Genomic DNA, 21,691 nt, shown 5'->3' with positions numbered 1-21,691 from the left:
ACAGTGGGTGCGGATGCGCGCGTCGAGGGCGGGGGAGCGTCCGGCGGAGGGGTTTCCCGCGCCCGGCTCCGGGTGCCTCCCATCGGGTGACCGTCCCGCGTGGCCGCTTGCGACGGTTCCTCTTCCCCCGTGAAGTCATATGAAAGGAAAAGAAGACGGATATGTCGAGCGGAGGAGCCCGCGCGGTGCCCCGTGCCCGCCCCGCCCGCCGCCCGGCAGCACGCGCAGCGACGGGAAGCCGGTGCCATGACCCCGCATCACCATCCGTGTCCCCACCGCACGTTCCGCCCCCGGGCCGCCCTCGCGACCGGTGTGGCCCTGCTGCTCGGCGGAGCCGTCACCGCCTGCGCCGATCCGGCACCCCCGGACCGCCCGGGCGCCACCCGCGCCGCCTCCCCGTCGGCCGCCCGCTCCGGCCCGTCGGCGTCCGCCGCCGCCCCGGAGCGGGGCGGGGAACGCGGCTTCACCCTGGTCGCCACCGGGGACGTCCTGCCGCACGACTCGATCATCCGCCGGGCCCGGGCCGACGCGACCGGCGAGGGCTACGACTTCGCCCCCATGCTGGCCGGGGTCCGGCCCGTGATCTCCGGAGCCGACCTCGCCCTCTGCCACATGGAGACGATCTACGGCGCCGACGGCGACTACACCGGCTACCCCGCCTTCAAGTCCCCGCCCGAGGTGGCCGCCGGACTCCGGGCCACCGGCTACGACTCCTGCTCCACCGCCTCCAACCACACCCTGGACGACGGGGTGGCGGGCGTGACCCGGACCCTGGACGCCCTCGACCGCGCGGGCGTCAAGCACGCGGGCTCCGCCCGGTCCGCGCGCGAGGCCCGCACCCCGGCCTGGCTGACCGGCGGGACCGCCAAGGTCGCCCACCTCGCTTACACCTTCGGCACCAACGCCGATCCGCTCCCCGAGGACCTGGGATGGGTGGTGAACCCGATGGAGCCCGAACTGATCACCCGGGACGCCCGGGCCGCCCGCGCGGCGGGCGCCGACGTGGTCGTCGTCTCGCTGCACTGGGGCACCGAGTGGCAGGAGGAGCCCGACGAGGACCAACTCGCCCTCGGCGAACAGCTCACCGCGCTGCGCACCGGCGGCCGTCCCGACATCGACCTCATCCTCGGCACCCACGCGCACGTCCCCCAGGCGTACGAGAAGGTCAACGGCACCTGGATCGTCTACGGCATGGGCGACCAGATCGCCGGCGACATGGTGAACCACCAGGGCGAGTGGGACGCCCGGGGCAACGAGGGCAGCATCGCCCGCTTCACCTTCGCGCCCCCCGCCCGGCCCGGCGCCCGCTGGGAGGTCGGCGCGGCGGAGTTCCTGCCGCAGTGGTTCGACACCGGGCGCGGCCGGGTCGTGGACCTGACCGCCGACGGCGCGACCGGGGGCGCCGAGGCCGCCCGGGCGCGCGACCGGATCGAGGCGGCCGTGCTCGGCCGGGGCGCGGCCGGGGACGGTCTGACCATGGGACGCTGACCGCGCGGCTCGCTCCCCGGTCCGCTCGACCAGGAAGCGGGGTACCCGGAGCCGCCGATGGCCACCACCGCCACGATCGCGGTGCGTACTCCAGCTGGCGGGCCCCAGCCGATGAACCAGCCCGCCAGCTCCCCGAGGACCCCCGCGTACCCGTAGGCGTAGGCCGAACCCGCCTGGGGATCAGTCCGGCGAACTCGGCGAACTCGGCGAACTCGGCGTACGACAGAGCGGCGCACGCGCGGACCTCGCTCCTCGTGTCCGGTGTCCTGCTGACGGCCGCTCATGACGGCGCGGTGCCCCGGGCCGGGGACGCGGACGCGCCCGGGGCCCGGCCGGGTGACCCGTCCGCCCCTTCCTCCGGAACACGGAAGCGTGCCAGGGCGCGCGGACCCGTCGCGTACGCCGCCGGGTCCCCCTTCCGGGCCTTTCGGGCGACGCGGACCCCGTGGGCCGGGGCGCACGCCCCCGGCGAGCGCCGGGTTCCTCCGGCGCGTCCACCCCGGCCGGGCCCGCCGACCCGTGGCAGACTGCCCACCGGACCCCGGTCGGTGGCCCCTTGCTCCCATCGGGTGCATTGGAGCGGCGCTCCGGCGTCGGTGAACCACCGGACGGCTGAGCCGTGCGACGGATTAGTCATGAAAGATGATCGGACGACATCCGCGCGCCGTACGCTCCTCCGCGGTGCCGCGGCCCTCGGCGCGGCCGCCACGGCGGGCTGCTTCGCCGTCGACCGGCCGCGTCCCCCGGGTCGCCCGGTTCCCGGGCCCCCGGCCACCGCCACCGTCGCACCGGCGGCCCCCGGCCCTCCGGCCTTCGCCCCGCTGAGGTCCTCCGCCTACCGGCTCCAGCCGCTCACCGGCTACGGCCCCCCGCCCAGGACCCGCACGGTCACCCGGCCCGCCGTCCGCCGCGCCCCCGTCCTGCGGCTCGACAGCGACGGGCGGCGGACGATGGTCCTGACCTTCGACGACGGACCGGACCCCGCCTACACCCCCGACATCCTGAAGGTGCTGCGCCGGTACGCCGTGCCCGCGGTGTTCTTCGTCTGCGGCGAACAGGTCCTGTGGAACAAGGCGCTGACCCGGCGCATGGCCGACGAGGGCCATGTGATCGGCAACCACACCTGGAGTCACCCGCTCCTCCCCTCCCTCTCCCGTAGCGCCATCCGCTCCGAGATCAAACGCACCAGCGATGTCGTCGAACGCGTCGTCGGCACCCCGCCGTCCTGGTTCCGCGCCCCCTACGGCGCCTGGAACCGCCATGTCTTCGAGGTCGGCGCCGACCTCGGCATGGAACCCCTCGCCTGGACCATCGACACCGTCGACTGGGACACCCCCGGCACCACCGCGATCACCCGCGCGGTCCTCGACGGGGCGGGCCCCGGAGCCGTGGTCCTCTCCCACGACGCGGGCGGCGACCGCTCGCAGACCGTCCGGGCGCTGCGCACCTGGCTGCCCGGACTCCTCGACGAGGGCTACCGGATGGTCCTCCCGGACCGCGCGTCGCTCTGAGCCCCGGACCCGCGAGGGGCGGGGCCGCGCGCCCGCGCGACCCCGCCCCTCGCGGGTCCGCCCCTCGCGCATCCCGTGTGCTCCCGGCGTTCCGTCGTGCTCAGCGCACCCCGGTCATCCGGGCGAACACCACCACGTTGCCCGCGTAGCCGTCCTGCTTGGTGAACCCGCCGCCGCAGGTGATCACCCGGATCTCGGGGTACCCGGTGTCCCCGTACACCTGGTCGCCGGGGAAGTCCTCCTTCTGGAAGACCTCGATCCCGTAGACCTCGAACACCGCGGTCCGTCCGTCAGCCCGGTGGACCTCGACCCGGTTGCCCTTCTCCAGCGCCCCCAGCCCGTAGAACACGGCCGGGCCACTGGTGTTGTCCACATGGCCCACCACCACGGCGGTGCCCTTCTCCCCGGGCGACACCGCTCCCGAGAACCAGCCCGCGAGGTTGGGGTCCTCCGGCGGCGGGGCGTCCACCCAGCCCTGCGCGTCCAGGTTCACGGGCATCATCGGGGCGTCCACCCGGATCGCCGGGATCGTCACCCGCTCGGCACGGGAGAACGGCAGCGCCGCCACCTCCTCGCCGACGCCCGACGGCGGGACCGGGACGGGGCCCCGGCGGTCCGCCGCCGACACGGGCGCGGGCTGCGGGGGACCGGTGTCGAACTCGCCCGACCCGTTCCGTATCAGCGCGAGGCCGGTCAGCAGCACGAGAGCTATCACGCCCCACGGCGCGCGCTTCCTCGGCCGCTCGGGTTCGAACGGCTGGGACGCAGACATGGCCATCCCCTCTCGGCGCGGTCCGGCCGCGGCCGGACTCGTCGTCGGCGCGTAGCAGCACGCTAAGCGCGCCGGGCGCGGGCGGCGACGCGACGGCGGCGAACGGGTGGCGGCCCCGAGCGGCCGTGCGCCATCCGAGTCGGCGCCGCCCGGAAATTTCTGACGGTCCGTGACCTGCGGTGATGGCACACCACGGGGTACGCCCCCGGGCGCCGTCTCACCGGGACGGCCGAGCGCCGACATGCGCGCCCGCGCGCGTCCCGTGAGGGTCGGTTGCGGAGGCGCTCTCGCCGACCGACCGGGGACCGTACCCCGGGGCGCCTGCCCGGAGGATGTCCATGCGTAGCTTCCGTGCCCTGGTGGTCTCGACCGCCGTGGTGGCCGCCGTCGGGGTGGCCGCCCCCGTCGCGACCGCCGGGAACGACCAGAACAACAACAGCAACAACAACCAGAACAACCATCAGAACAACAACAACGACAACGGTGCGATCGGTGACATCACCGCCCATCCGAGCGTCATCGCCGCGGGCGGTCGGCTGACGGTCACCGTCGACGGACGCTCCTGCGGCAACGGCTTCGTCGAGTCGCCCGTCTTCGAGCGCACCCGGCTCACCGGCCTCGGCCGTGACGACCGTGACGGCCGGGGCACCGCCACGGCCACCGTCACCGTCCACCGCTTCGCCTCGGCGGGCTCCCACGAGATCACCGCCGAGTGCGACGGCCGCCGCCACACCCGCCACCACGCGTTCACCGTCATCGGCGGGGTCCGCGGCGGCCTCGGCGGCAGCAGCGAGAGCGGTGCCACCCGCACCGACATGGCGATCGGCGGCGGGCTGGTCGCCCTGGCGGCGGTCGGCGGCGGATTCTTCTGGCTGCGCCGTCGCGCGGAGAACCGCACCTGACGGGTTCCGCCGACCCCCTCCGGCGGAACTCCCCCCTCACAAACACGGGAAACGCACGGGACGGCCCGCCCCCCGGACCTCGCGGGTCCGGGGGACGGGCCGTCCGGCGTCGGCGCCCTCATCCGGATGCGCTCCCGGCGCCCGTCAGGAGGACGCGTCGTCGCCGGAGCGCCGCCGGGTCACGTACCAGGCCGAGCCGAGCGCGCCGCCGATCAGCGCGGCGCCCAGACCGATCCGCCCCAGGTCGAACCCGGCGACCGTGCCGCCGATCCCGGCCCGCACCCCGTACCGCTGCCCGGTGTCCGGCTCCACCGGGTGCCCGCTCGACTGGTGGCCGCCCGCGATGGTCAGGTGCACGGTCCGGCTCGCCCCGTCCTCGCAGCTGAACCGCACCGCGTACTCCGCGCCCGCCCGGGCGTCCTCGTCCACGGTCACCGTGTGCGAGCGGTCGCCCTCGCGCAGCCGCACGGTGTCGAAGATCCCGGCGGTGACCCGGGTCTCCCCGGCGCAGCCGGACGCCCGCAGGGTGACCCGTCCGCCCGCCGCGATGGTCGTGGGCGCGGCGCTCGCCTCGAACCGGCCGTGCTCCGCGCGTTCCTCCTCGGTGCCCCGGTCCTCCGCGGTCGCGTGCGGGGCCGCCAGGGCGAGGGCGCTGGCGGCCAGTGCGGTGCCCGCCAGCGCGGTGGCCGAGGCGAGGCGTATCGCGCGCATGGTGATCCTCCGGTCCCGAGGGGCAGCCGCGGACCTGTTCCGCTGGTGTCGGGTCGTGCCCTCCGTCGCCGAGAACGCTAGGGACGCCGCGCCCGGCCCGCGATCGGTGCCGGGCGAACGGGTCACACCGCTGGGCCGGACGGGGGAACGGCCACGCCGGTGGTGTCCCCCGCCCGGGGGACACCACCGGCGTGGCGGCGGGCCGCGCGCCCCGGGCCCGGGGCGGAGCGGCCGAGGGGACCGGAGGTCAGGAACCGGCCCCGGGGAACAGCGTCAGAAACGGTTCGGCGCCGGTGAGCGCGTTCCGCTCGTAGGGGGTGTCGAAGTCCCAGATCAGGAAGAGCAGGAAGGCGATCAGCACGGAGAACAGCCCGGCGAGGATCAGCTCCCGGGTGGTTCTCCTGATCTGGAGGGCGAACACCATCCCCAGGGTGACCACCGCGCCGACGATCAGCCCGAACCACACCACCCCGGGCATCGTCGGCTGGGCGGACGCCCCCCGGCCGTTGCGGGCCTGGTCGGCCACGGTCACCTGGTCGAGGAGCGGCTGGTAGGCCTGTGCCTCGAAGTCGTCGCGCGGTTCGTAGTCCGTCACGTCGTGGCGGATCCGGTCCATGAGGTCGTCCCCGCGCGCGGTCAGCTCACCGGTGTCCGCCATCTTCTTCCACTCGACGTCCACCAGGTGACCGACGTACGCGTCGACGTCGGCGCGGACGCGGTCCCGGACCTCGGCCGGGTAGACCCGCACCCGCTCGTGCACCTCGTGCAGCGCGCGGGCCTCCACCTGGACGTGGTCCTGCGCGGCGCTCCGGGCCTCCCAGACGCCCGCGATCGCCAGCCCCAGGACGATGGCGTACACGACGCCGATCATCATGGTGATGTACTCGATCACGTCCGGGGTCTCGGACGGGTCGTCGTCGATCCCGATCCTCCGGTGCTGGAAGAAGGTGACGGCGAGGATGACGCCACACGCGGCGACCATCGCGAGGGTGAGAACAAGCCATTCCGGCATCGGACATTCCTCCAGAGGTCAGCGCGGGCGGAGCGCGGCCACGGCGAGTACCGCGGGCGCGGTGATGAGCAGGGTCATGGAGACGAGAGACGGACCGTGCCGGACCGGGGCGCGGCGGAACGTCGGCCGGTACTCGGGATAGGTCACCTTCTTCCGGGGGGAGGGCCGCGCCGACGGGGTGGGTGTCGGGCGGGGGGTGGTGGGCGACGGCTTGACCACCGGGACCGGTCGGGGCCTCGGGGTCTCCGGGGGCGCTGCGGCGGGCGGCGGCTCGGGGGTGGGAGCCGGGGGCGTCGGCCGGGGCGCGGGCGGCGCGGGGTGCGCGGGCGGCGGTGGGGGAGTCGGCGCGGGCGGCTCCGGGGTCGGGGTGGGGACGGTCGGCGGGACGGGAGTCGGTGTCGGGGTCGGGATGGGCGTCGGTTTCGGAGGGGTCGGCGTCGGGGTCGGTTCCGGGGGCGTCGGGGTCGGAGTGGGCGTGGGTTTCGGAGGGGTGGGAGTGGGGCTGGGCGAACAGGTGAGGGCGTCGCCACCGGCGACCGCCACCGCGGTGGTGCCGTCGCCGGTCGACGCGTGCGCGCACGCGGTCGTGGGGACGAGTGCCACGGCGGGTGCGGCGGAGAGCCCGGCGAGCGCGAGCGGTGCGACCGCCCGTATCAGCAGGGCGGACCAGGTCCGTCGGTATCCGTACACCCCCTGAGGATGGAGGGAGCGCTCCCGCCCCACGCGCCCCATGGACATGAATGCTCCGAAAGGGTGATTGTCTGGCGTGTCGTATTGACGAACGCCCAGTCCAAGGGGGATAGGGGGCGGAACGCGTGGCCCGTTCTCGCCCCTCGTCGGGCGTGAGGAACCGGCCGCACCGTGTCCGTGGTCACGGCCGGTGACGGAGGGCTCGTCCGCCGCTCGTCCCGATGCCTCCCTGCGCCGAGCCCGTCCCGGGGGAACGCCTCCCCGGCGGCACGCGTTTCGGTGCGCGCGACGCGACGCGACGCGACGGGACGGGGTGGGGCGGGGTCCGTGGGTTCGCCGCGCCGTTGCCGGGAACCGGAACGGGACACCGGCCCGGCGCGCCCGGATCCGCGCCGCCCCCCGGACGCCCCCGGCGGACCGCGTCGTCGCGGCGGCCGACCGGGACCACCGGCCTCCCGCCCGCTCCCTCTCCGCTCCCGTCCCCGACGTTCCGGAACGCCAACCGGAAGGACCCGCAAGGCACCTGGTCCACCGTCAGGAAGGACGGCGGAACACCGCGCAGTAACGTCCGGCCGTTCCCGGACGCAGAGGCAGTGAGGGCTACCTCGGTGCGGACCGGCGGGTGAACCGGTCGGTCCGCACCGGAGTCGCACCCGGAAACGGCGACGGAAACGGAAAGGCGCGTGGGGGCGAGACGAGTGCGCGGGACCGGTCCGTTCCCTTCCCGCGCGCCGCGCCGGGAAAGAACGGACCGGGCCGTTCGGCGTTTCCGCGCGCGACGCCGGTTGCCAGCGCGAGGGAAACGGTTGTATGCGTACAGCGGGCCATTGGCACTTGCCGGTGGCAGTGACCGAGAACGGACCGCCAATTTCCGCTTCGGCTCGCTCCCTTGGCGGCCGATCAGTAGCCTCGGCCCGAACACCGGCCGGACGACGCGTAGGAGACTGCGATGGACCGCCCTTCCTGGGCCCCTCAGGGAATTGACATCACGGTTCCGAGCGTGTCGCGGATCTATGATTTCTACCTCGGAGGTTCACACAACTTCGAGGTCGACCGGGAAGCGGCCCGGCAGGCCATGGAGTTCATTCCCGCCATACCCCGGGTCGCCCAGGCGAATCGCGCTTTCCTGCGCCGGGCGATCGAACTCGCGGTATCGGAAGGCATCACCCAGTTCCTCGACATCGGGTCCGGCATTCCCACCTTCGGAAACGTCCACGAGGTCGCGCAGGCCGCCGATCCCCGGTCCCGGGTCGTCTACGTCGACCACGATCCCGTGGCGGTCGCCCACAGCAAGGCGGTGCTGGCCGAGAACGAGCGCGCCGACGTGGTCGGTGCGGACCTGCGCCGCCCGCGTGAGATCCTCGCTTCGGAGCCCGTCGGGAAACTGCTCGACCTCGACCGGCCGGTGGCGTTGCTCCTCGTCTCCGTGCTCCACTTCGTGCAGGACGCCGACGACCCGCACACCGCGGTCGCGCAGCTCCGGGACGCGCTCGCACCCGGCAGCCTGCTGACCGTCAGTCACGGTTCCTACGAAGGGATGAGGATCGCCGCCGAACGCGCGGAGGGGACCGTGGACGTCTACAAGAGCACCCGCAATCCACTGATCATGCGCTCTCGCGACGAGATCGCACGGTTCTTCGAGGGATACGACATGCTGGAACCCGGGCTCGTGCCGCTGCCGGATTGGCGGCCCGAAACCGATCCGAACGAGGCGGACCCGTCGTTGTTCGGCGGATTCGTCGGGGTGGGGCGCAAAGCGTGAGCACCGAGCCGGACGGACCGGAAGACAGAGCACGCAGGTTCGCCACCATCTGGAGCCGCACCCTCTACCCGGTGACGGCGACCTCCCGGACCCGGGTCGAGTTCGAGCGGGAACTGCTGCCGCTCGCCCGGCGGCTGCGGGACGCCCTGCTCGCCCGCACCTTCGACGCGGCGGAGGGCAAGGCCGTCGGCGCCGCCCTGGTGGACGCGCACTGCACCGATCCCGAGGCGCTCAGCCGCACCCTCGACGTGGTCGAGGCGTACCTGGTGCTGTACTGCGGTGGCGACGGCCCCCAGGAGGAGCTCCAGGCCAGGTCCGCCCGGCTCCAGCACGCGGCGGCGGCCGGGTTCGCCCACGCCCTGCGCGAGCGCACCCTCGCCGAACAGGAGGCCATCTCCCGGGCGGCGCTCGCCGCCCGCACCGCCGTCGCCGAGGCCCTGCACGCCAGCGAGGCCCGTTTCCGGGCGGTCTTCGAGGGCGCGGCGATAGGGATCTGCATCGCCGACCTCGACGGCATGGTCCTGGAGGTCAACGACGCCCTGGTCCGGATGTTCGGCAGCGGGGAACGGCAACTGCGCGGCCGTCCCCTCGTCGAGTGGACCCACCCCGACGACCCGCCGCACGTCTGGCAGTTGTACGCGGAGCTGATCCGCGGGGAGCGGGAGCACTACCGGGTCGAGAAGGCGTTCCACCGCCCCGACGGCACCGCCCTGTGGACCAACCTCACCGTCTCCCTGCTGCGCGACGCCGACGGCCAGCCCAAGTACCAGCTCGCGCTGATGGAGGACACCACCGAGCGACGGCTGCTCAACCTCCGGCTGCGCTACGAGGCCACCCACGACGCGCTCACCGGACTGCCCAACCGGACCCTGTTCTTCGAGCGGCTGGAGAAGGCGCTCTCGGCGGGGGAGGGCCAGCGCTTCGGGCTCTGCTACCTCGACCTCGACGGATTCAAGATCATCAACGACAGCCTCGGGCACGCCGCGGGCGACCGGCTCCTGGTGGAGGTCGCCGACCGGCTCCAGGGGTGCGCCACCGCCCCCGGCGAGATGGTCGCCCGGCTCGGCGGGGACGAGTTCGTGGCCCTCACCACCGGCCCCGACACCGAGGAGGCGGTGGACGAACTCGCCGGACGCATCCTCGCCGCGCTGTCCGCCCCGATCCTGGTCGACGGCCGGGAGCTGTCCGTGCGCGGCAGCATCGGCATCGTCGAGGGCCCGGCCGGGGAACGCGGCGCCGCCGAGGTGCTGCGCAGCGCCGACATCACCATGTACCGGGCCAAGTCCGCGGGCGGCAACCGCTACGAGATGGCCGACGAGGAGGCAGACGCGCGCGCCATCACCCGGCACGGTCTGACCACCGCGCTGCCCACCGCCCTGGAACGCGGCGAGTTCTTCATCGAGTACCAGCCGCTGGTCCAGCTCGGGGACGGCAGCGTCAGCGGGGCCGAGGCCCTGGTCCGCTGGTCCCATCCGCAGCACGGGGTGCTCGGCCCCGACCGCTTCATCCCCCTCGCGGAGCGCACCGGACTCATCGTCCCGCTCGGCCGCTGGGTGCTGGAGGAGTCGGTGCGCCAGGCGTGCCTGTGGCAGGAACGGCACGGCACCGTCGACGGACCGCTGCGCGTCAACGTCAACCTCTCCCCGTGCCAGCTCACCCACCCCGGGCTGGTCTCCGACACGGTGGAGATCCTGGAACGGGCGGGGCTCGCCCCGGCCGCGCTCTGTCTGGAGGTCACCGAGTCGGCGCTGATCGGCGCCGACGACGACCTGCTCAAGCCGCTGCGACGGCTGGCCGAGATGGGGGTGGACATCGCCCTGGACGACTTCGGCACCGGTTACTCCAACCTCGCCAACCTCCGTCGGCTGCCCGTCAGCGTCCTCAAGCTCGACCGCTCCTTCACCCAGGGCATGCAGCGGTTCCCCGCCGACCCGGTCGACATCAAGATCGTCGAGGGGATCGTCTCGCTCGCCCACAGCCTGAACCTCGCGGTGACCGTGGAGGGGGTCGAGACCGGGGCCCAGGCCGAGCAACTGCGCGAACTGGGCTGTGACACGGCCCAGGGCTGGTACTACGCCCGCCCCGGCCCACCGGACCGGCTGCACGAACTCGCCCTCGCGGACGCCGTCGGCTGACCGGCCGTCGACCGGCCGCGCGTCCGGTGCCGTCTCCCGGGGAGGTGTTCCCCTCCCCGGTCCGGGAGCCCTCCCTCCCGGAGGGACCGGTACCGAGGCGGCTCAGCGGTCGGCCGTCGTCTCCCGTTCCAGCAGCAGCCGCTGGAGCTCCCGGGCCGCGCGCGGCGGGGCCACGTCACTGCGGTGGGCGAGCGCGATGGTCCGGTGCAGACCCGGCCGGGACAGCGGGGTGACCCGCAGGTCCAGTCCGGCGCGGGTCGCGACCATCCGGGGCACCACGGCGACGCCGAGCCCCGCCCGGACGAACCCGAGCACCGCGTCCAGCTCGCCGCCCTCGACCGCGAAGTCCGGTTCGAAGCCCTCCGCGCGGCAGGCGGCGACCGTCAGCTCCCGCAGGTCGTAGCCGTGCCGGAACATCACCAGGGGTTCCCCCGCGAGGTCCCCGATCCGGACCTCGCCGCCGTGACCGGGAGCGGGCGCGTCCGGTGAGGACACCACCACCAGGTCCTCCCGCAGCATCTCCACGGTGGTCAGCGCGGGCGACGGCGAGGGCAGCGGGAGCACCACCAGCGCCAGGTCCAGCGCACCGCGCGCCAGCTCCCGCACCAGATCGTGCGAGCCGCCCTCCTCGATCACCAGCCGGACGCCCGGGTAACGGTCGCGGAAGGCCCGCAGCACCTCGGGCAGCAGCCCCGTGCACAGACTCGGGGTGGCGCCGAGCCGCACCCGGCCGCGCCGCAGCTGCGCCAGCTCCTGCACCTCGTGCCGCGCGGTGTCCGCGTCGGCCAGGATGCGCCGGGCCAGCGGCAGCAGGGCCTCCCCCGCGTCGGTCAGGGTGATGTTCCCCCGGGCCCGCAGGAAGAGGTCGGCGCCCAGCTCCCGCTCCAGCGCCCTGACCTGCTGGGAGAGCGAGGGCTGCGCCACGTGCACCTGCTCGGCGGCCCGGGTGAAGTGCCGGGTCTCGGCGACGGTGACGAAATAGCGGAGCTGCTGGAGCTGCATGACGCCAGTGTACGCGGCACATAGCGCATCACTATGGAAATGAGCCACTCCATGTCTTGGACCGATCGGAAACCGGTCCGTAGCGTGCTGGTACATGGCTCTGGCAACGCGGACGGGCCGACGGCCGTCCATGACGCGCACCATCTGGGACTCGACCGTCGGCAAGAAGACCGTGATGGCCGTCAGCGGCCTGATCATGCTCGGCTACCTCGTCGCCCACATGATCGGCAATCTGAAGATCTTCTTCGGTACGAGTTCCTTCAACGAGTACGCGCACTGGCTGCGCACCCTCGGCGCCCCCGTCCTCCACCACGAGTGGGCCCTGTGGATGCTGCGGGTCGTGCTGGTCGCCGCCGTCGTCGCGCACGGCGTCTGCGCCTACCAGCTCAGCCGCCGGGACATCCGGGCCCGCCCCGCCCGCTACGTCCACAAGAAGCCCCGCGCCAGCTACGCCACCCGCACCATGCGCTGGGGCGGGATCATCCTGCTGCTCTTCCTGGTCTGGCACATCCTCGACCTCACCACCGGCCACGCCCACCCCGGCGGATTCGAGCAGGGCCGTCCGTACCAGAACGTCGTGGACACCTTCTCCACCTGGTACGGCAACGTCGTCTACATCACCGCGGTGCTCGCCCTCGGGCTGCACGTGCGCCACGGCTTCTGGAGCGCCGCCCAGACCCTCGGCGCGGGCAGCCGGTCCCGGGACCGCTTCCTCAAGACCTCCGCGAACGCGCTCGCACTGCTGCTGACGGTCGGCTTCGTCTCCGTCCCCGTCGGCGTCATGACCGGATTGGTGAGCTGACCATGGCCTCCCACGACCCCTCCCACCCGTACACCGCCTACCGCACCGGCGACCCCCTGGTGGACGCCAAGGCGCCCGGCGGCCCCATCGCCGAGCGCTGGGACAAGCGGCGGTTCGAGGCGAAGCTCGTCAACCCCGCCAACCGGCGCAAGCAGACCGTGATCGTCGTCGGCACCGGACTCGCGGGCGGCTCGGCGGGCGCCACCCTCGCCGAGCAGGGCTACCGCGTCGTCCAGTTCTGCTACCAGGACTCCCCGCGCCGCGCCCACTCCATCGCCGCGCAGGGCGGCATCAACGCGGCCAAGAACTACCGCAACGACGGCGACTCGGTGCACCGGCTCTTCTACGACACCGTCAAGGGCGGCGACTTCCGCGCCCGCGAGTCCAACGTCCACCGGCTCGCCCAGGTATCCGTCGAGATCATCGACCAGTGCGTCGCCCAGGGCGTCCCCTTCGCCCGCGAGTACGGCGGCCTCCTCGACACCCGCTCCTTCGGCGGCGTCCAGGTCTCCCGCACCTTCTACGCCCGGGGCCAGACCGGACAGCAGCTCCTCATCGGCGCCTACCAGGCGATGTCCCGGCAGATCGCGGCCGGGAACATCGAGCTGCACCCCCGCACCGAGATGCTCGACCTCGTCGTCATCGACGGCCGGGCCCGGGGCATCGTCGCCCGCGACCTGGTCACCGGACGGATCGACACCCACTTCGGCGACGCGGTGGTCCTCGCCTCCGGCGGCTACGGCAACGTCTTCTACCTCTCCACCAACGCGATGAACTCCAACGCGACCGCCGTCTGGCGGGCCCACCGCCGGGGCGCCCACTTCGCCAACCCCTGCTTCACCCAGATCCACCCCACCTGCATCCCGCGCACCGGGGACCACCAGTCCAAGCTCACCCTGATGAGCGAGTCGCTGCGCAACGACGGCCGCATCTGGGTCCCCAAGGCCAAGGGCGACGACCGCCCGGCCGCCGCGATCCCGGAGGACGAGCGCGACTACTACCTGGAGCGGATCTACCCCTCCTTCGGCAACCTCGTCCCCCGCGACATCGCCTCCCGCGCCGCGAAGAACGTCTGCGACGAGGGCCGTGGCGTCGGCCCCGGCGGCCAGGGCGTCTACCTCGACTTCGCGGACGCCATCCGGCGCCTGGGCCGCGACAAGGTCGAGGAGAAGTACGGCAACCTCTTCGACATGTACGCGCGGATCACCGCGGAGGACCCGTACGAGACCCCGATGCGGATCTACCCCGCCGTCCACTACACCATGGGCGGGCTCTGGGTCGACTACGACCTCCAGACCACGGTCCCCGGGCTCTTCGCCGTCGGCGAGGCCAACTTCTCCGACCACGGGGCCAACCGGCTCGGCGCCTCCGCCCTGATGCAGGGCCTCGCCGACGGCTACTTCGTCCTGCCCGCCACCATCAACGACTACCTCGCCCGCCACCCCCGCCCCGCCGGAGAGGACCTCGACCCCTCCCACCCGGCCGTCCAGGAGGTCCTGGCCGAGACCGAGGACCGGCTGCGGCTGCTGCTCGCCGTCGACGGCGACCGGACCCCCGACTCCTTCCACCGCGAACTCGGCGAACTCATGTGGGAGTACTGCGGGATGGCCCGCGACGAGGCCGGGCTGCGCAAGGCCCTGGAACGCATCCCGCGCATCCGGGACGAGTTCTGGCGCCGCATCAAGGTCCCCGGCACCGGCGAGGAGTTCAACCAGTCGCTGGAGAAGGCCAACCGCGTCGTCGACTACCTGGAACTCGCCGAGCTGATGTGCCTCGACGCGCTGCACCGCGAGGAGTCCTGCGGCGGCCACTTCCGGGCGGAGTCCCAGACCCCCGACGGAGAGGCGCGACGCGACGACGACGCCTTCGCGTACGCGGCCGCCTGGGAGTTCACCGGCACCGGCACCGCCCCCGTCCTGCACAAGGAAGACCTGGTCTTCGAGTACGTCCACCCCACCCAGCGGAGCTACGCATGAAGCTCACCCTGCGCGTCTGGCGCCAGCGGAACGTCGACGCCGACGGCGCCATGTCCACCTACGAGGTGGACGGCGTCTCGCCCGACATGTCCTTCCTGGAGATGCTCGACACCCTCAACGAGGAACTCATCCTCAAGGGCGAGGACCCCGTCGCCTTCGACCACGACTGCCGCGAGGGCATCTGCGGTGCCTGTAGCCTCGTCATCAACGGCGACGCCCACGGCCCGGAGCGCACCACCACCTGCCAGCTGCACATGCGGTCCTTCCGGGACGGCGACACCATCGACGTCGAACCCTGGCGGGCCGCGGCCTTCCCGGTGGTCAAGGACCTCGTGGTGGACCGCTCCGCCTTCGACCGGATCATCCAGGCGGGCGGCTACGTCAGCGTCCCCACCGGCTCCGCGCCCGAGGCCCATGCCACCCCGGTGCCCAAGCCGGACGCCGACTTCGCCTTCGAGCACGCCGAGTGCATCGGCTGCGGGGCCTGCGTCGCCGCCTGCCCCAACGGGGCGGCGATGCTCTTCACCTCGGCCAAGGTCAACCACCTCGGCGCCCTGCCCCAGGGCGCCCCGGAGCGGGAGACCCGGGTCCTCGACATGGTCGCCCAGATGGACGCCGAGGGCTTCGGCGGCTGCACCCTGGCCGGGGAGTGCGCCACGGCCTGCCCCAAGGGCATCCCGCTGTTCTCCATCACCGGCATGAACCGCGAGTGGCTGCGCGCCACCCGCTCCTCCGGCGAGCGGTAACCGCCGCCGGACCCAGGACCGTTCGCCCCATCCGCGAACGGACGGGGCCGGGAGGTGGTGCTCATCCCCGGCCCCGTCAGCCCCTCGGTCGCTCAGCACCGCTCCTGCCCGTCAGCCTCCGGCCCACCGGCTCGCCGGTCCGGCGACCCGCGAACCGCTGTCCCCGTCAGTCCTGTTCCCCGTCGGCCCGGTCGTCGTCGGAGGGGACGGGCGCGTCCGGGCGGCCGTCCAGTTCGCGTGCCAGGAACGGGCCCGTCCGGCTGCCCGCCGCGCGGGCCACCGCGCCGGGCGGGCCCTGCGCCACCAGCCGGCCGCCCTCGTCCCCGCCACCGGGCCCGAGGTCCACCACCCAGTCCGCGTCCGCCACCACCGACATGTCGTGCTCCACCAGCACGACCGTGTGCCCGGCCGCCACCAGCTCCCGCAGCCGTGCCGTCAGCACCGCCACATCGGCCGGGTGCAGCCCCGTCGTCGGCTCGTCCAGCAGGTACAGGGTGCGCCCCCGGCGCCCCCGCTGGAGTTCCGTCGCCAGCTTGACGCGCTGCGCCTCGCCCCCGGACAGCTCCGTCGCGGGCTGCCCCAGCCGCAGGTACCCGAGTCCCACGTCCAGCAGCGCGGCGAGGCTGCGCGCCGCCGCCGGGACGTCCGCGAAGAACGCGGCGGCGGCCTCCACGGTCAGGTCCAGCACCTCCGCGACGGTCCGCCCCCGGTAGCGCACCTCCAGCGTCCGCGGGTTGTAGCGGGCGCCCGCGCACTCCGGGCACGGCGCGTACGTGCTCGGCAGGAACAGCAGCTCCACCGAGACGAACCCCTCGCCCTGACAGGTCTCGCACCGTCCGCCCGCCACGTTGAACGAGAACCGGCCCACCCCGTACCCCCGCTCCCGGGCCGCGTCCGTCGCGGCGAACAGGGAGCGCACCACGTCGAAGAGCCCGGTGTAGGTGGCGAGGTTGGAGCGCGGGGTGCGTCCGATCGGCTTCTGGTCGACGCTCACCAGACGGTCCACCCCGTCGGGCCCGGCGGCGAGCGCCCCGATGAACGTGGACTTCCCGGAGCCCGACACCCCGGTCACCGCGGTGAGCGCGCCGAGCGGAACCCGGGCCGTCACCCCGCGCAGATTGTGCCGGGTGACCGGACCGACCGTCAGCCACTCCCGCCCCGGGGCCCGCCCGCCGTCGTTCCGCGACGGCGCCCGGCCGTCACCGTTCCGGGACTCGCCCCCGGGCGGCGTCCGGTCGTCGTCACCCCCGGGCGGCGTCCGCCCACCGGCCTCCCGGCCCGGGGCCCGTACGCCCCGCTCCCCGAACAGGAAACGGGCGGTCGCCGACTCCGCCACCCGGGCGAGGTCCGCGACCGGGCCGCTGTGCAGTACCCGGCCCCCGTGCTCGCCCCCGCCCGGGCCCACCTCCACCAGCCAGTCCGCGTGCCGCACCACGTCGAGGTGGTGCTCCACCACGAACACCGAGTTCCCCGCGGCGCGCAGCCGGTCGAGGACCCCGAGCAGCGCCCGGGTGTCGGCCGGGTGGAGGCCCGCGGACGGCTCGTCCAGGACGTAGACGACCCCGAACAGGCCCGCCCGCAGCTGGGTGGCCAGCCGCAGCCGCTGGAGTTCGCCCGAGGACAGGGACGGCGCGGACCGGTCCAGGCTGAGGTAGCCGAGGCCCAGTTCGGTCACCGGCCCGATCCGCGCCAGCAGGTCGTCCACCAGCACCCGCGCGGTGGGGGAGTCCCCGCCGTGCTCCGCCAGGACCCGGCCCAGTGCGGCCAGCGGCAGCGCCGCCAGCGCCGCGATGTCCCGTCCCGCGAACGTCACGGCCAGCGCCTCGGCCCGCAGCCGCCGTCCCCCGCACTCCGGACAGGGGGCGCTCCTCAGGAACCGTTCCGCCTTGGCCCGCAGCGCCGCGCTCCGCGAGTCCGCGAAGGTCTTCAGCACCAGCCGCCGGGCGCCGGTGTAGGTGCCCTGGTAGGGCCGCTGGATCCGGTCCGCCTCCCGGACCGGGTGCACCGTCACCACGGGCCGCTCGTCGGTGAAGAGGATCCACTCCCGCTCCTCGCGCGGCAGCTCCCGCCAGGGCCGGTCCACGTCGTGGCCGAGGGCGGCCAGCACGTCCCGCAGGTTCTTGCCCTGCCAGGCCCCCGGCCAGGAGGCCACCGCCCCCTCCCGGATCGACAGGGAGGGGTCCGGGACGAGGAGTTCCTCGGTGGTGTCGTGGGTCCGGCCCAGCCCGTGGCACCCGGGGCAGGCCCCGGCCGCGGTGTTCGGGGAGAAGGCGTCGGAGTCCAGCGGCGGGGCGCCCGCCGGATAGGTCCCGGCCCGGGAGAACAGCATCCGCAGCGAGTTGGACAGGGTGGTCACCGTGCCCACCGAGGAGCGCTCGGTCGGCGTGGCCCGCCGCTGCTGGAGCGAGACCGCGGGCGGCAGCCCGGTGATCTCCGCCACCTCCGGCGCCCCCACCTGGTGGATCAGCCGCCGCGCGTACGGCGCGACCGACTCGAAGTACCGGCGCTGGGCCTCGGCGTAGACCGTGCCGAACGCCAGGGACGACTTCCCCGACCCGGACACCCCGGTGAACGCCACCAGCGCGTCGCGCGGGATGTCCACGTCGACGTCCCGCAGGTTGTGCTCACGGGCGCCGCGCACCCGTACGAACCCGTCGGGGGCCGGGAGCCCGGGCACGGGGGACTCCGGTGGCTCCGGTGGTTCCGGGGAGGCTGGAGGGACTGCTGGGGACACGACGTACTCCGTACGGGGTCGACTCGTCCGCCCGGGGCCGGTGGGCCGGTGGGCGGTGGCCGTCCGTCCGGGGCGCTCGGGGAACGGTGGCCGGGACGGTCGTCGAAGGGGCCGCCGTCGCGGGGCCGGTCGTCCGGGGACGCCCGTCGGAGCGCGGTCACCGGGGCGGCGGCGCACCCCACGATCCTAGGTCGTTTCTTACGGGTCTGGCTGGATCAGGGAGCGGGGCCTGGTGCGTGCGATCGCAAGGCGGAGGAAGGAGCCCACGCGGTGGGGGCACCTCCCGGGCCCCTCGGGCCCGGGGGACGTCGGCGACTGACGACAACGCGGCTGGGGGTCCCCCCGGGCGGAGCCTGGGGGAGGGCGTGCCAGGCCCCGCGAGCCCAGCAAGATCCGTAAGAGACGGCCTAGGCTCCGCCGAGCCCCGCCACCCGGGCCAGCCGCCGGTAGGAGTCGAACAGCGCCTCCCGGTCGTAGGTGCTCGTGGTCACCAGCACCTCCTGGGCGCCGCTCTCCTTGACCACCGCCTCCAGCTCCGCGGCCACCTGCTCCTCGGTGCCGTGGAGCTGGCCGCTGAGTCCCGCCTCGTGGAGCCGCCGCTCCCGTTCCGTCATCGTCAGCGCCTCGATCCGCTCGGGCGGGGCCAGCGGGGGGAAGGCGCCCCGGGTGCGGGCCACCGCCATCGCCCACGCCTCGGAGAGCAGCAGACGGCGCGCCCGTTCGGGTGTCTCCGCCACCGCGACCGCGCCCGACACCACCACGTACGGCTCGGCGGCCCAGGAGGAGGGACGGAAGGCCGACCGGTACCGCTCGACGCCCCGGAGCATCTTCTCCCGGCCCCTGAGGTCGCCGATCACCAACGGCAGGCCCGCCGCGGCGGCCAGGTCGGCGCCCTCGCCCATCGCGAGCAGGAAAGGGGGTATCCGCAGCCCCTCGGCGGGGCGGGCGTGGACCCCGGTGGGCGAGGTGCCCTCGAACCAGCCCAGCAGTTCCGCGAGCTGTCCGGCGAAGTCCCCGGCGGCGGCGTCTTCCTTGTCCACGCCCAGAGCCCTGCGCACCCCGTCGGTGAAGCCCACCGACCGGCCGAGGCCCATGTCGATCCGGCCGGGGAAGAGGGACTCCAGCACTCCGAACTGCTCCGCCACCACGAGCGGCCGGTGGTTGGGGAGCATCACTCCGCCGGTGCCGACCCGGATGGTCCGGGTCGCGGCGGCGACGGCGGCGGCGAGCACGGTCGGGGCGGATCCCGCGACCCCCGGCACCCCGTGGTGCTCGGAGACCCAGAAGCGGTGGTAGCCGAGGCGTTCCGCCTCCCGGGCGAAGGCGACGGTGTCCCGCAGCGCCCGTGGGCCGTCGTGGCCCTCGCGGGTGCGCGAGCGGTCCAGGACGGAGAAGCGGACGGACTCCAGTACGGAACTCACACCCGCTTCAACGCACGGGCCGCCGGATGATTCCCGTGCGGTGGGCTCCGGACCCGGCCCGTGCGCGGCGCACCCGGGGCGTTTCGAAGCGCCCCGGATGCGGATGTGACGGATGTGACGACGGTGGCGGCCACACGGGTGTCCGTTCCATCCGTTGTGCCCGTCTATGGAGGAGTAACTCCGGGTCTGGTGGCGGTGGAGAAGGGGGAGAGGTCTCGGTGGGGGAGGGGTTGTGCGGACGTGAGACTTCCCTCATTACCGGCCACTGAAGGTGCCCTTCCGGACACCCGGCGGGATCGTCGGGAAGGGCCGGTCGGAGCTCCTGCCCCCTGGTCCGGAGATCATTCCTCCAGTCGGAACCCGACCTTCAGTCCCACCTGGAAGTGCCGTACTTCGCCGTTCTCGATCTGCCCCCGTACCTGCGTGACCTCGAACCAGTCGAGGTTGCGGAGCGTGCGCGAGGCCCGGGCGACCCCGTTGCGGACGGCTTGGTCCACGCCGTCGGGGGAGGTGCCGACGATCTCGGTGACCCGGTACGTGTGGTCGGACATGGGAGTTCTCCTCTCCGCCTCATCTGGGCGTCCACCCCTCACGGTAGACTCGGGGAGCGCACTCAGCCTCTTGACCTGCGTCTTGGTGCATACCAAACTTCGAGCCCACCCGTATGAGCTTCGCGCTCTTCCCCCACATCGGGTCCGGTACCCCCTTGCTGTTGGAAGAAAGCGACTACACGTGATGCCCCGCCGACGGACCGTCCTCTCACTCGCCGCCCTGGGTTCCTCGGCTGCTCTGGCCACAGGGTGCGGTGTCCTGCCGGGACAGAGTTCGGGACGCCGCAAGATCACCGTCTGGATGATGAAGGACAGCGCGTCCGACAAGTTCATCGAGGACTTCACCAAGTGGTTCGAGGACGAACACGGTGACATCGAGCTGGACATCCAGATCCAGCCGTGGGTGGGCATCGGCGACAAGATCATGAAGGTGCTCCGGGGCGAGGAGAAGGGCCCGGACGTCATCGAGGTCGGCAACACCCAGGTGGCCCAGTACGTGGAATCGGGCGGCCTGCTGGAGCTGACCCTGGAGGCCACCCGGGACCTCGGCGTCGAGGAGTGGGTCCCCGGTCTCGCGGAGCCGGGACGCATCAACAACCGCCAGTACGGCATCCCCTGGTACGCGGCCAACCGGGTCGTCGTCTACAACAAGCAGCTCTGGGAAGAAGCCGGCATCAAGAAGGTGCCGCAGACCCGCGACGAGTGGCTGAGCATCACCCAGACCCTCAACAGCGGCAACGTCCAGGGCATCTACCTCGCGGGCCAGGACTGGTACACCTTCTCCGGCTTCGTCTGGGACGAGGGCGGCGACCTCGCGAGCGACAGCTCCGGCCGCTGGGAGGGCACCCTCAAGTCCGCCGCCGCGATCCGCGCCATGGAGTTCTACGCGGAGCTGCAGGCGCTCGGCAAGGGGCCGAAGCGGGCCGACGAGATGCACCCGCCGCAGACCGGGGAGTTCGCCCGGGGCAGCATCGCCCAGATCATCGCGGTCCCCGGTGCCGCCCGCGCCATCGAGCAGGCCAACTCCGAGATGGCCGACAAGCTCGGCTACTTCGCCATCCCGGGCAAGACCTCGAACCGCAAGGCCGCCGTCTTCACCGGTGGTTCCGTGCTCGTGGTGCCCGAGAGCACCTCGGACCGCCGGGCCGCCGTCGCCGTCATCCAGGCCCTCGCGGGCGAGCAGTGGCAGACCGAGCTGGCCCGCGCCATGGACTACGTGCCCAACAAGACGACCCTCGCCCGGGTCGTCGCGGGCAAGCCCGGTGTGGCCGCCATGGCCGAGGGCGCCGCGCGCGGCCGGGCCACCCCCAACTCGCCCAACTGGGCGAAGGTCGAGGCCGACAACCCCATCAAGAAGTACATGTCGGCGGTGCTGACCGGGGGCGACGTCAAGAACGAGGCCGAGAAGGCGTCGATGCAGATCACCCGCGCCCTCACCTGATCCGACCCCTCACCCGGCCGGTCCCGTCCTCACCC

At 73.4% G+C, this 21,691-nt stretch carries 17 protein-coding genes and 1 pseudogene; 9 read left to right on the top strand and 9 right to left on the bottom strand.

Translation table 11 applies throughout. The features are described from left to right. Positions 1-246: 246 nt before the first annotated feature. A complete protein-coding gene (locus ACVWNX_RS02385; protein WP_454412169.1) occupies positions 247-1,488 on the top strand; it encodes a CapA family protein in 1,242 nt (413 codons plus the stop codon). A gap of 41 nt (positions 1,489-1,529) precedes the next feature. Here the strand turns inward: ACVWNX_RS02385 and ACVWNX_RS02380 are convergent. Then, positions 1,530-1,726, bottom strand: a pseudogene (locus ACVWNX_RS02380) (hypothetical protein); the annotation flags it as partial. A 397-nt stretch (positions 1,727-2,123) separates the two neighbouring features. Between ACVWNX_RS02380 and ACVWNX_RS02375 the strand changes: the two are divergent. Continuing rightward, entirely contained in the window at positions 2,124-2,999 is an 876-nt protein-coding gene (locus ACVWNX_RS02375; RefSeq protein ID WP_454412168.1) for a polysaccharide deacetylase family protein, read from the top strand. A gap of 100 nt (positions 3,000-3,099) precedes the next feature. Here ACVWNX_RS02375 and ACVWNX_RS02370 read toward each other — a convergent pair whose 3' ends face one another. After that, positions 3,100-3,771 carry a class F sortase gene (locus ACVWNX_RS02370; RefSeq protein WP_454412167.1) on the bottom strand — a complete coding sequence of 224 codons (672 nt, stop codon included), beginning with the start codon at positions 3,769-3,771 and terminating at the stop codon, positions 3,100-3,102. Positions 3,772-4,109: 338 nt separating this feature from the next. Between ACVWNX_RS02370 and ACVWNX_RS02365 the strand changes: the two genes are divergently transcribed. Further along, positions 4,110-4,673, top strand: a complete 564-nt coding sequence (locus tag ACVWNX_RS02365) for a hypothetical protein (RefSeq protein ID WP_454412166.1) — start codon at positions 4,110-4,112, stop codon at positions 4,671-4,673. Positions 4,674-4,817: 144 nt separating this feature from the next. On the opposite strand, the gene ACVWNX_RS02360 is transcribed toward ACVWNX_RS02365, so the two are convergent. The 3 genes from ACVWNX_RS02360 to ACVWNX_RS02350 form a co-directional block, all read right to left on the bottom strand. Next, on the bottom strand, positions 4,818-5,384 hold the full coding sequence (locus ACVWNX_RS02360) for a hypothetical protein (RefSeq protein WP_454412165.1): 567 nt from the start codon (positions 5,382-5,384) through the stop codon (positions 4,818-4,820). 247 nt (positions 5,385-5,631) lie between these two features. Continuing rightward, on the bottom strand, positions 5,632-6,396 hold the full coding sequence (locus ACVWNX_RS02355; RefSeq protein WP_454412164.1) for a bestrophin-like domain: 765 nt from the start codon (positions 6,394-6,396) through the stop codon (positions 5,632-5,634). Between the two features lie 18 nt (positions 6,397-6,414). Next, positions 6,415-6,543: a hypothetical protein gene (locus tag ACVWNX_RS02350; protein WP_454412163.1), complete on the bottom strand. Its 129-nt coding sequence runs from the start codon at positions 6,541-6,543 to the stop codon at positions 6,415-6,417. Between the two features lie 1,492 nt (positions 6,544-8,035). Between ACVWNX_RS02350 and ACVWNX_RS02345 the strand changes: the two genes are divergently transcribed. Together ACVWNX_RS02345 and ACVWNX_RS02340 are read left to right on the top strand one after the other, a co-directional pair. After that, positions 8,036-8,848 carry an SAM-dependent methyltransferase gene (locus tag ACVWNX_RS02345; protein WP_454412162.1) on the top strand — a complete coding sequence of 271 codons (813 nt, stop codon included), beginning with the start codon at positions 8,036-8,038 and terminating at the stop codon, positions 8,846-8,848. After that, positions 8,845-10,983 carry a putative bifunctional diguanylate cyclase/phosphodiesterase gene (locus tag ACVWNX_RS02340; RefSeq protein ID WP_454412161.1) on the top strand — a complete coding sequence of 713 codons (2,139 nt, stop codon included), beginning with the start codon at positions 8,845-8,847 and terminating at the stop codon, positions 10,981-10,983. Before ACVWNX_RS02345 ends, ACVWNX_RS02340 begins: the two co-directional genes overlap by 4 nt. A 102-nt stretch (positions 10,984-11,085) precedes the next feature. On the opposite strand, the gene ACVWNX_RS02335 is transcribed toward ACVWNX_RS02340, so the two are convergent. Next, positions 11,086-11,985, bottom strand: a complete 900-nt coding sequence (locus tag ACVWNX_RS02335) for a LysR family transcriptional regulator (RefSeq protein ID WP_454412160.1) — start codon at positions 11,983-11,985, stop codon at positions 11,086-11,088. A gap of 94 nt (positions 11,986-12,079) precedes the next feature. Here ACVWNX_RS02335 and ACVWNX_RS02330 point away from each other — a divergent pair, with 94 nt between their 5' ends. Genes ACVWNX_RS02330 through ACVWNX_RS02320 form a run of 3 tightly spaced genes read left to right on the top strand, consistent with a single transcriptional unit; the run spans position 12,080 to position 15,509 of the window. Further along, positions 12,080-12,787 (top strand): succinate dehydrogenase, encoded by a 708-nt coding sequence (locus tag ACVWNX_RS02330; RefSeq protein ID WP_454412159.1) that lies wholly within the window; start codon positions 12,080-12,082, stop codon positions 12,785-12,787. A gap of 2 nt (positions 12,788-12,789) precedes the next feature. After that, complete coding sequence (locus ACVWNX_RS02325) at positions 12,790-14,763, top strand: fumarate reductase/succinate dehydrogenase flavoprotein subunit (RefSeq protein WP_454412158.1); 1,974 nt, start codon at positions 12,790-12,792, stop codon at positions 14,761-14,763. Beyond that, positions 14,760-15,509, top strand: coding sequence for a succinate dehydrogenase/fumarate reductase iron-sulfur subunit (locus ACVWNX_RS02320; protein ID WP_454412157.1), 750 nt, complete (start codon positions 14,760-14,762; stop codon positions 15,507-15,509). Before ACVWNX_RS02325 ends, ACVWNX_RS02320 begins: the two co-directional genes overlap by 4 nt. 166 nt (positions 15,510-15,675) lie before the next feature. Here the strand turns inward: ACVWNX_RS02320 and ACVWNX_RS02315 are convergent, their stop codons facing one another. The 3 genes from ACVWNX_RS02315 to ACVWNX_RS02305 all read right to left on the bottom strand — a co-directional run bounded on the left by ACVWNX_RS02315 (position 15,676) and on the right by ACVWNX_RS02305 (position 20,215). After that, on the bottom strand, positions 15,676-18,186 hold the full coding sequence (locus ACVWNX_RS02315; protein WP_454412156.1) for an ATP-binding cassette domain-containing protein: 2,511 nt from the start codon (positions 18,184-18,186) through the stop codon (positions 15,676-15,678). 464 nt (positions 18,187-18,650) lie between these two features. Beyond that, the gene (locus tag ACVWNX_RS02310) at positions 18,651-19,664 is read right to left on the bottom strand and encodes an MsnO8 family LLM class oxidoreductase (protein ID WP_454412155.1); all 1,014 of its coding nucleotides are present in this window, start codon (positions 19,662-19,664) and stop codon (positions 18,651-18,653) included. A gap of 341 nt (positions 19,665-20,005) precedes the next feature. Then, a complete protein-coding gene (locus ACVWNX_RS02305) occupies positions 20,006-20,215 on the bottom strand; it encodes a dodecin (protein ID WP_454412154.1) in 210 nt (69 codons plus the stop codon). Between the two features lie 184 nt (positions 20,216-20,399). Here ACVWNX_RS02305 and ACVWNX_RS02300 point away from each other — a divergent pair, with 184 nt between their 5' ends. Beyond that, entirely contained in the window at positions 20,400-21,656 is a 1,257-nt protein-coding gene (locus tag ACVWNX_RS02300; RefSeq protein WP_454412153.1) for an extracellular solute-binding protein, read from the top strand. Positions 21,657-21,691 lie beyond the last annotated feature (35 nt).

It is taken from the genome of Streptomyces sp. JNUCC 64, assembly GCF_054484115.1.
This window is presented reverse-complemented; position numbering and strand designations above follow the sequence as displayed.

Excerpts from the sequence above, each read along its gene's own strand:
- ACVWNX_RS02385 (WP_454412169.1), top strand. The coding sequence starts at position 247 with ATGACCCCGCATCACCATCCGTGTCCCCACCGCACGTTCCGCCCCCGG.
- ACVWNX_RS02375 (WP_454412168.1), top strand. The coding sequence starts at position 2,124 with ATGAAAGATGATCGGACGACATCCGCGCGCCGTACGCTCCTCCGCGGT.
- ACVWNX_RS02370 (WP_454412167.1), bottom strand. The coding sequence starts at position 3,771 with ATGTCTGCGTCCCAGCCGTTCGAACCCGAGCGGCCGAGGAAGCGCGCG.
- ACVWNX_RS02365 (WP_454412166.1), top strand. The coding sequence starts at position 4,110 with ATGCGTAGCTTCCGTGCCCTGGTGGTCTCGACCGCCGTGGTGGCCGCC.
- ACVWNX_RS02360 (WP_454412165.1), bottom strand. The coding sequence starts at position 5,384 with ATGCGCGCGATACGCCTCGCCTCGGCCACCGCGCTGGCGGGCACCGCA.
- ACVWNX_RS02355 (WP_454412164.1), bottom strand. The coding sequence starts at position 6,396 with ATGCCGGAATGGCTTGTTCTCACCCTCGCGATGGTCGCCGCGTGTGGC.
- ACVWNX_RS02345 (WP_454412162.1), top strand. The coding sequence starts at position 8,036 with ATGGACCGCCCTTCCTGGGCCCCTCAGGGAATTGACATCACGGTTCCG.
- ACVWNX_RS02335 (WP_454412160.1), bottom strand. The coding sequence starts at position 11,985 with ATGCAGCTCCAGCAGCTCCGCTATTTCGTCACCGTCGCCGAGACCCGG.
- ACVWNX_RS02330 (WP_454412159.1), top strand. The coding sequence starts at position 12,080 with ATGGCTCTGGCAACGCGGACGGGCCGACGGCCGTCCATGACGCGCACC.
- ACVWNX_RS02325 (WP_454412158.1), top strand. The coding sequence starts at position 12,790 with ATGGCCTCCCACGACCCCTCCCACCCGTACACCGCCTACCGCACCGGC.
- ACVWNX_RS02320 (WP_454412157.1), top strand. The coding sequence starts at position 14,760 with ATGAAGCTCACCCTGCGCGTCTGGCGCCAGCGGAACGTCGACGCCGAC.
- ACVWNX_RS02305 (WP_454412154.1), bottom strand. The coding sequence starts at position 20,215 with ATGTCCGACCACACGTACCGGGTCACCGAGATCGTCGGCACCTCCCCC.
- ACVWNX_RS02300 (WP_454412153.1), top strand. The coding sequence starts at position 20,400 with ATGCCCCGCCGACGGACCGTCCTCTCACTCGCCGCCCTGGGTTCCTCG.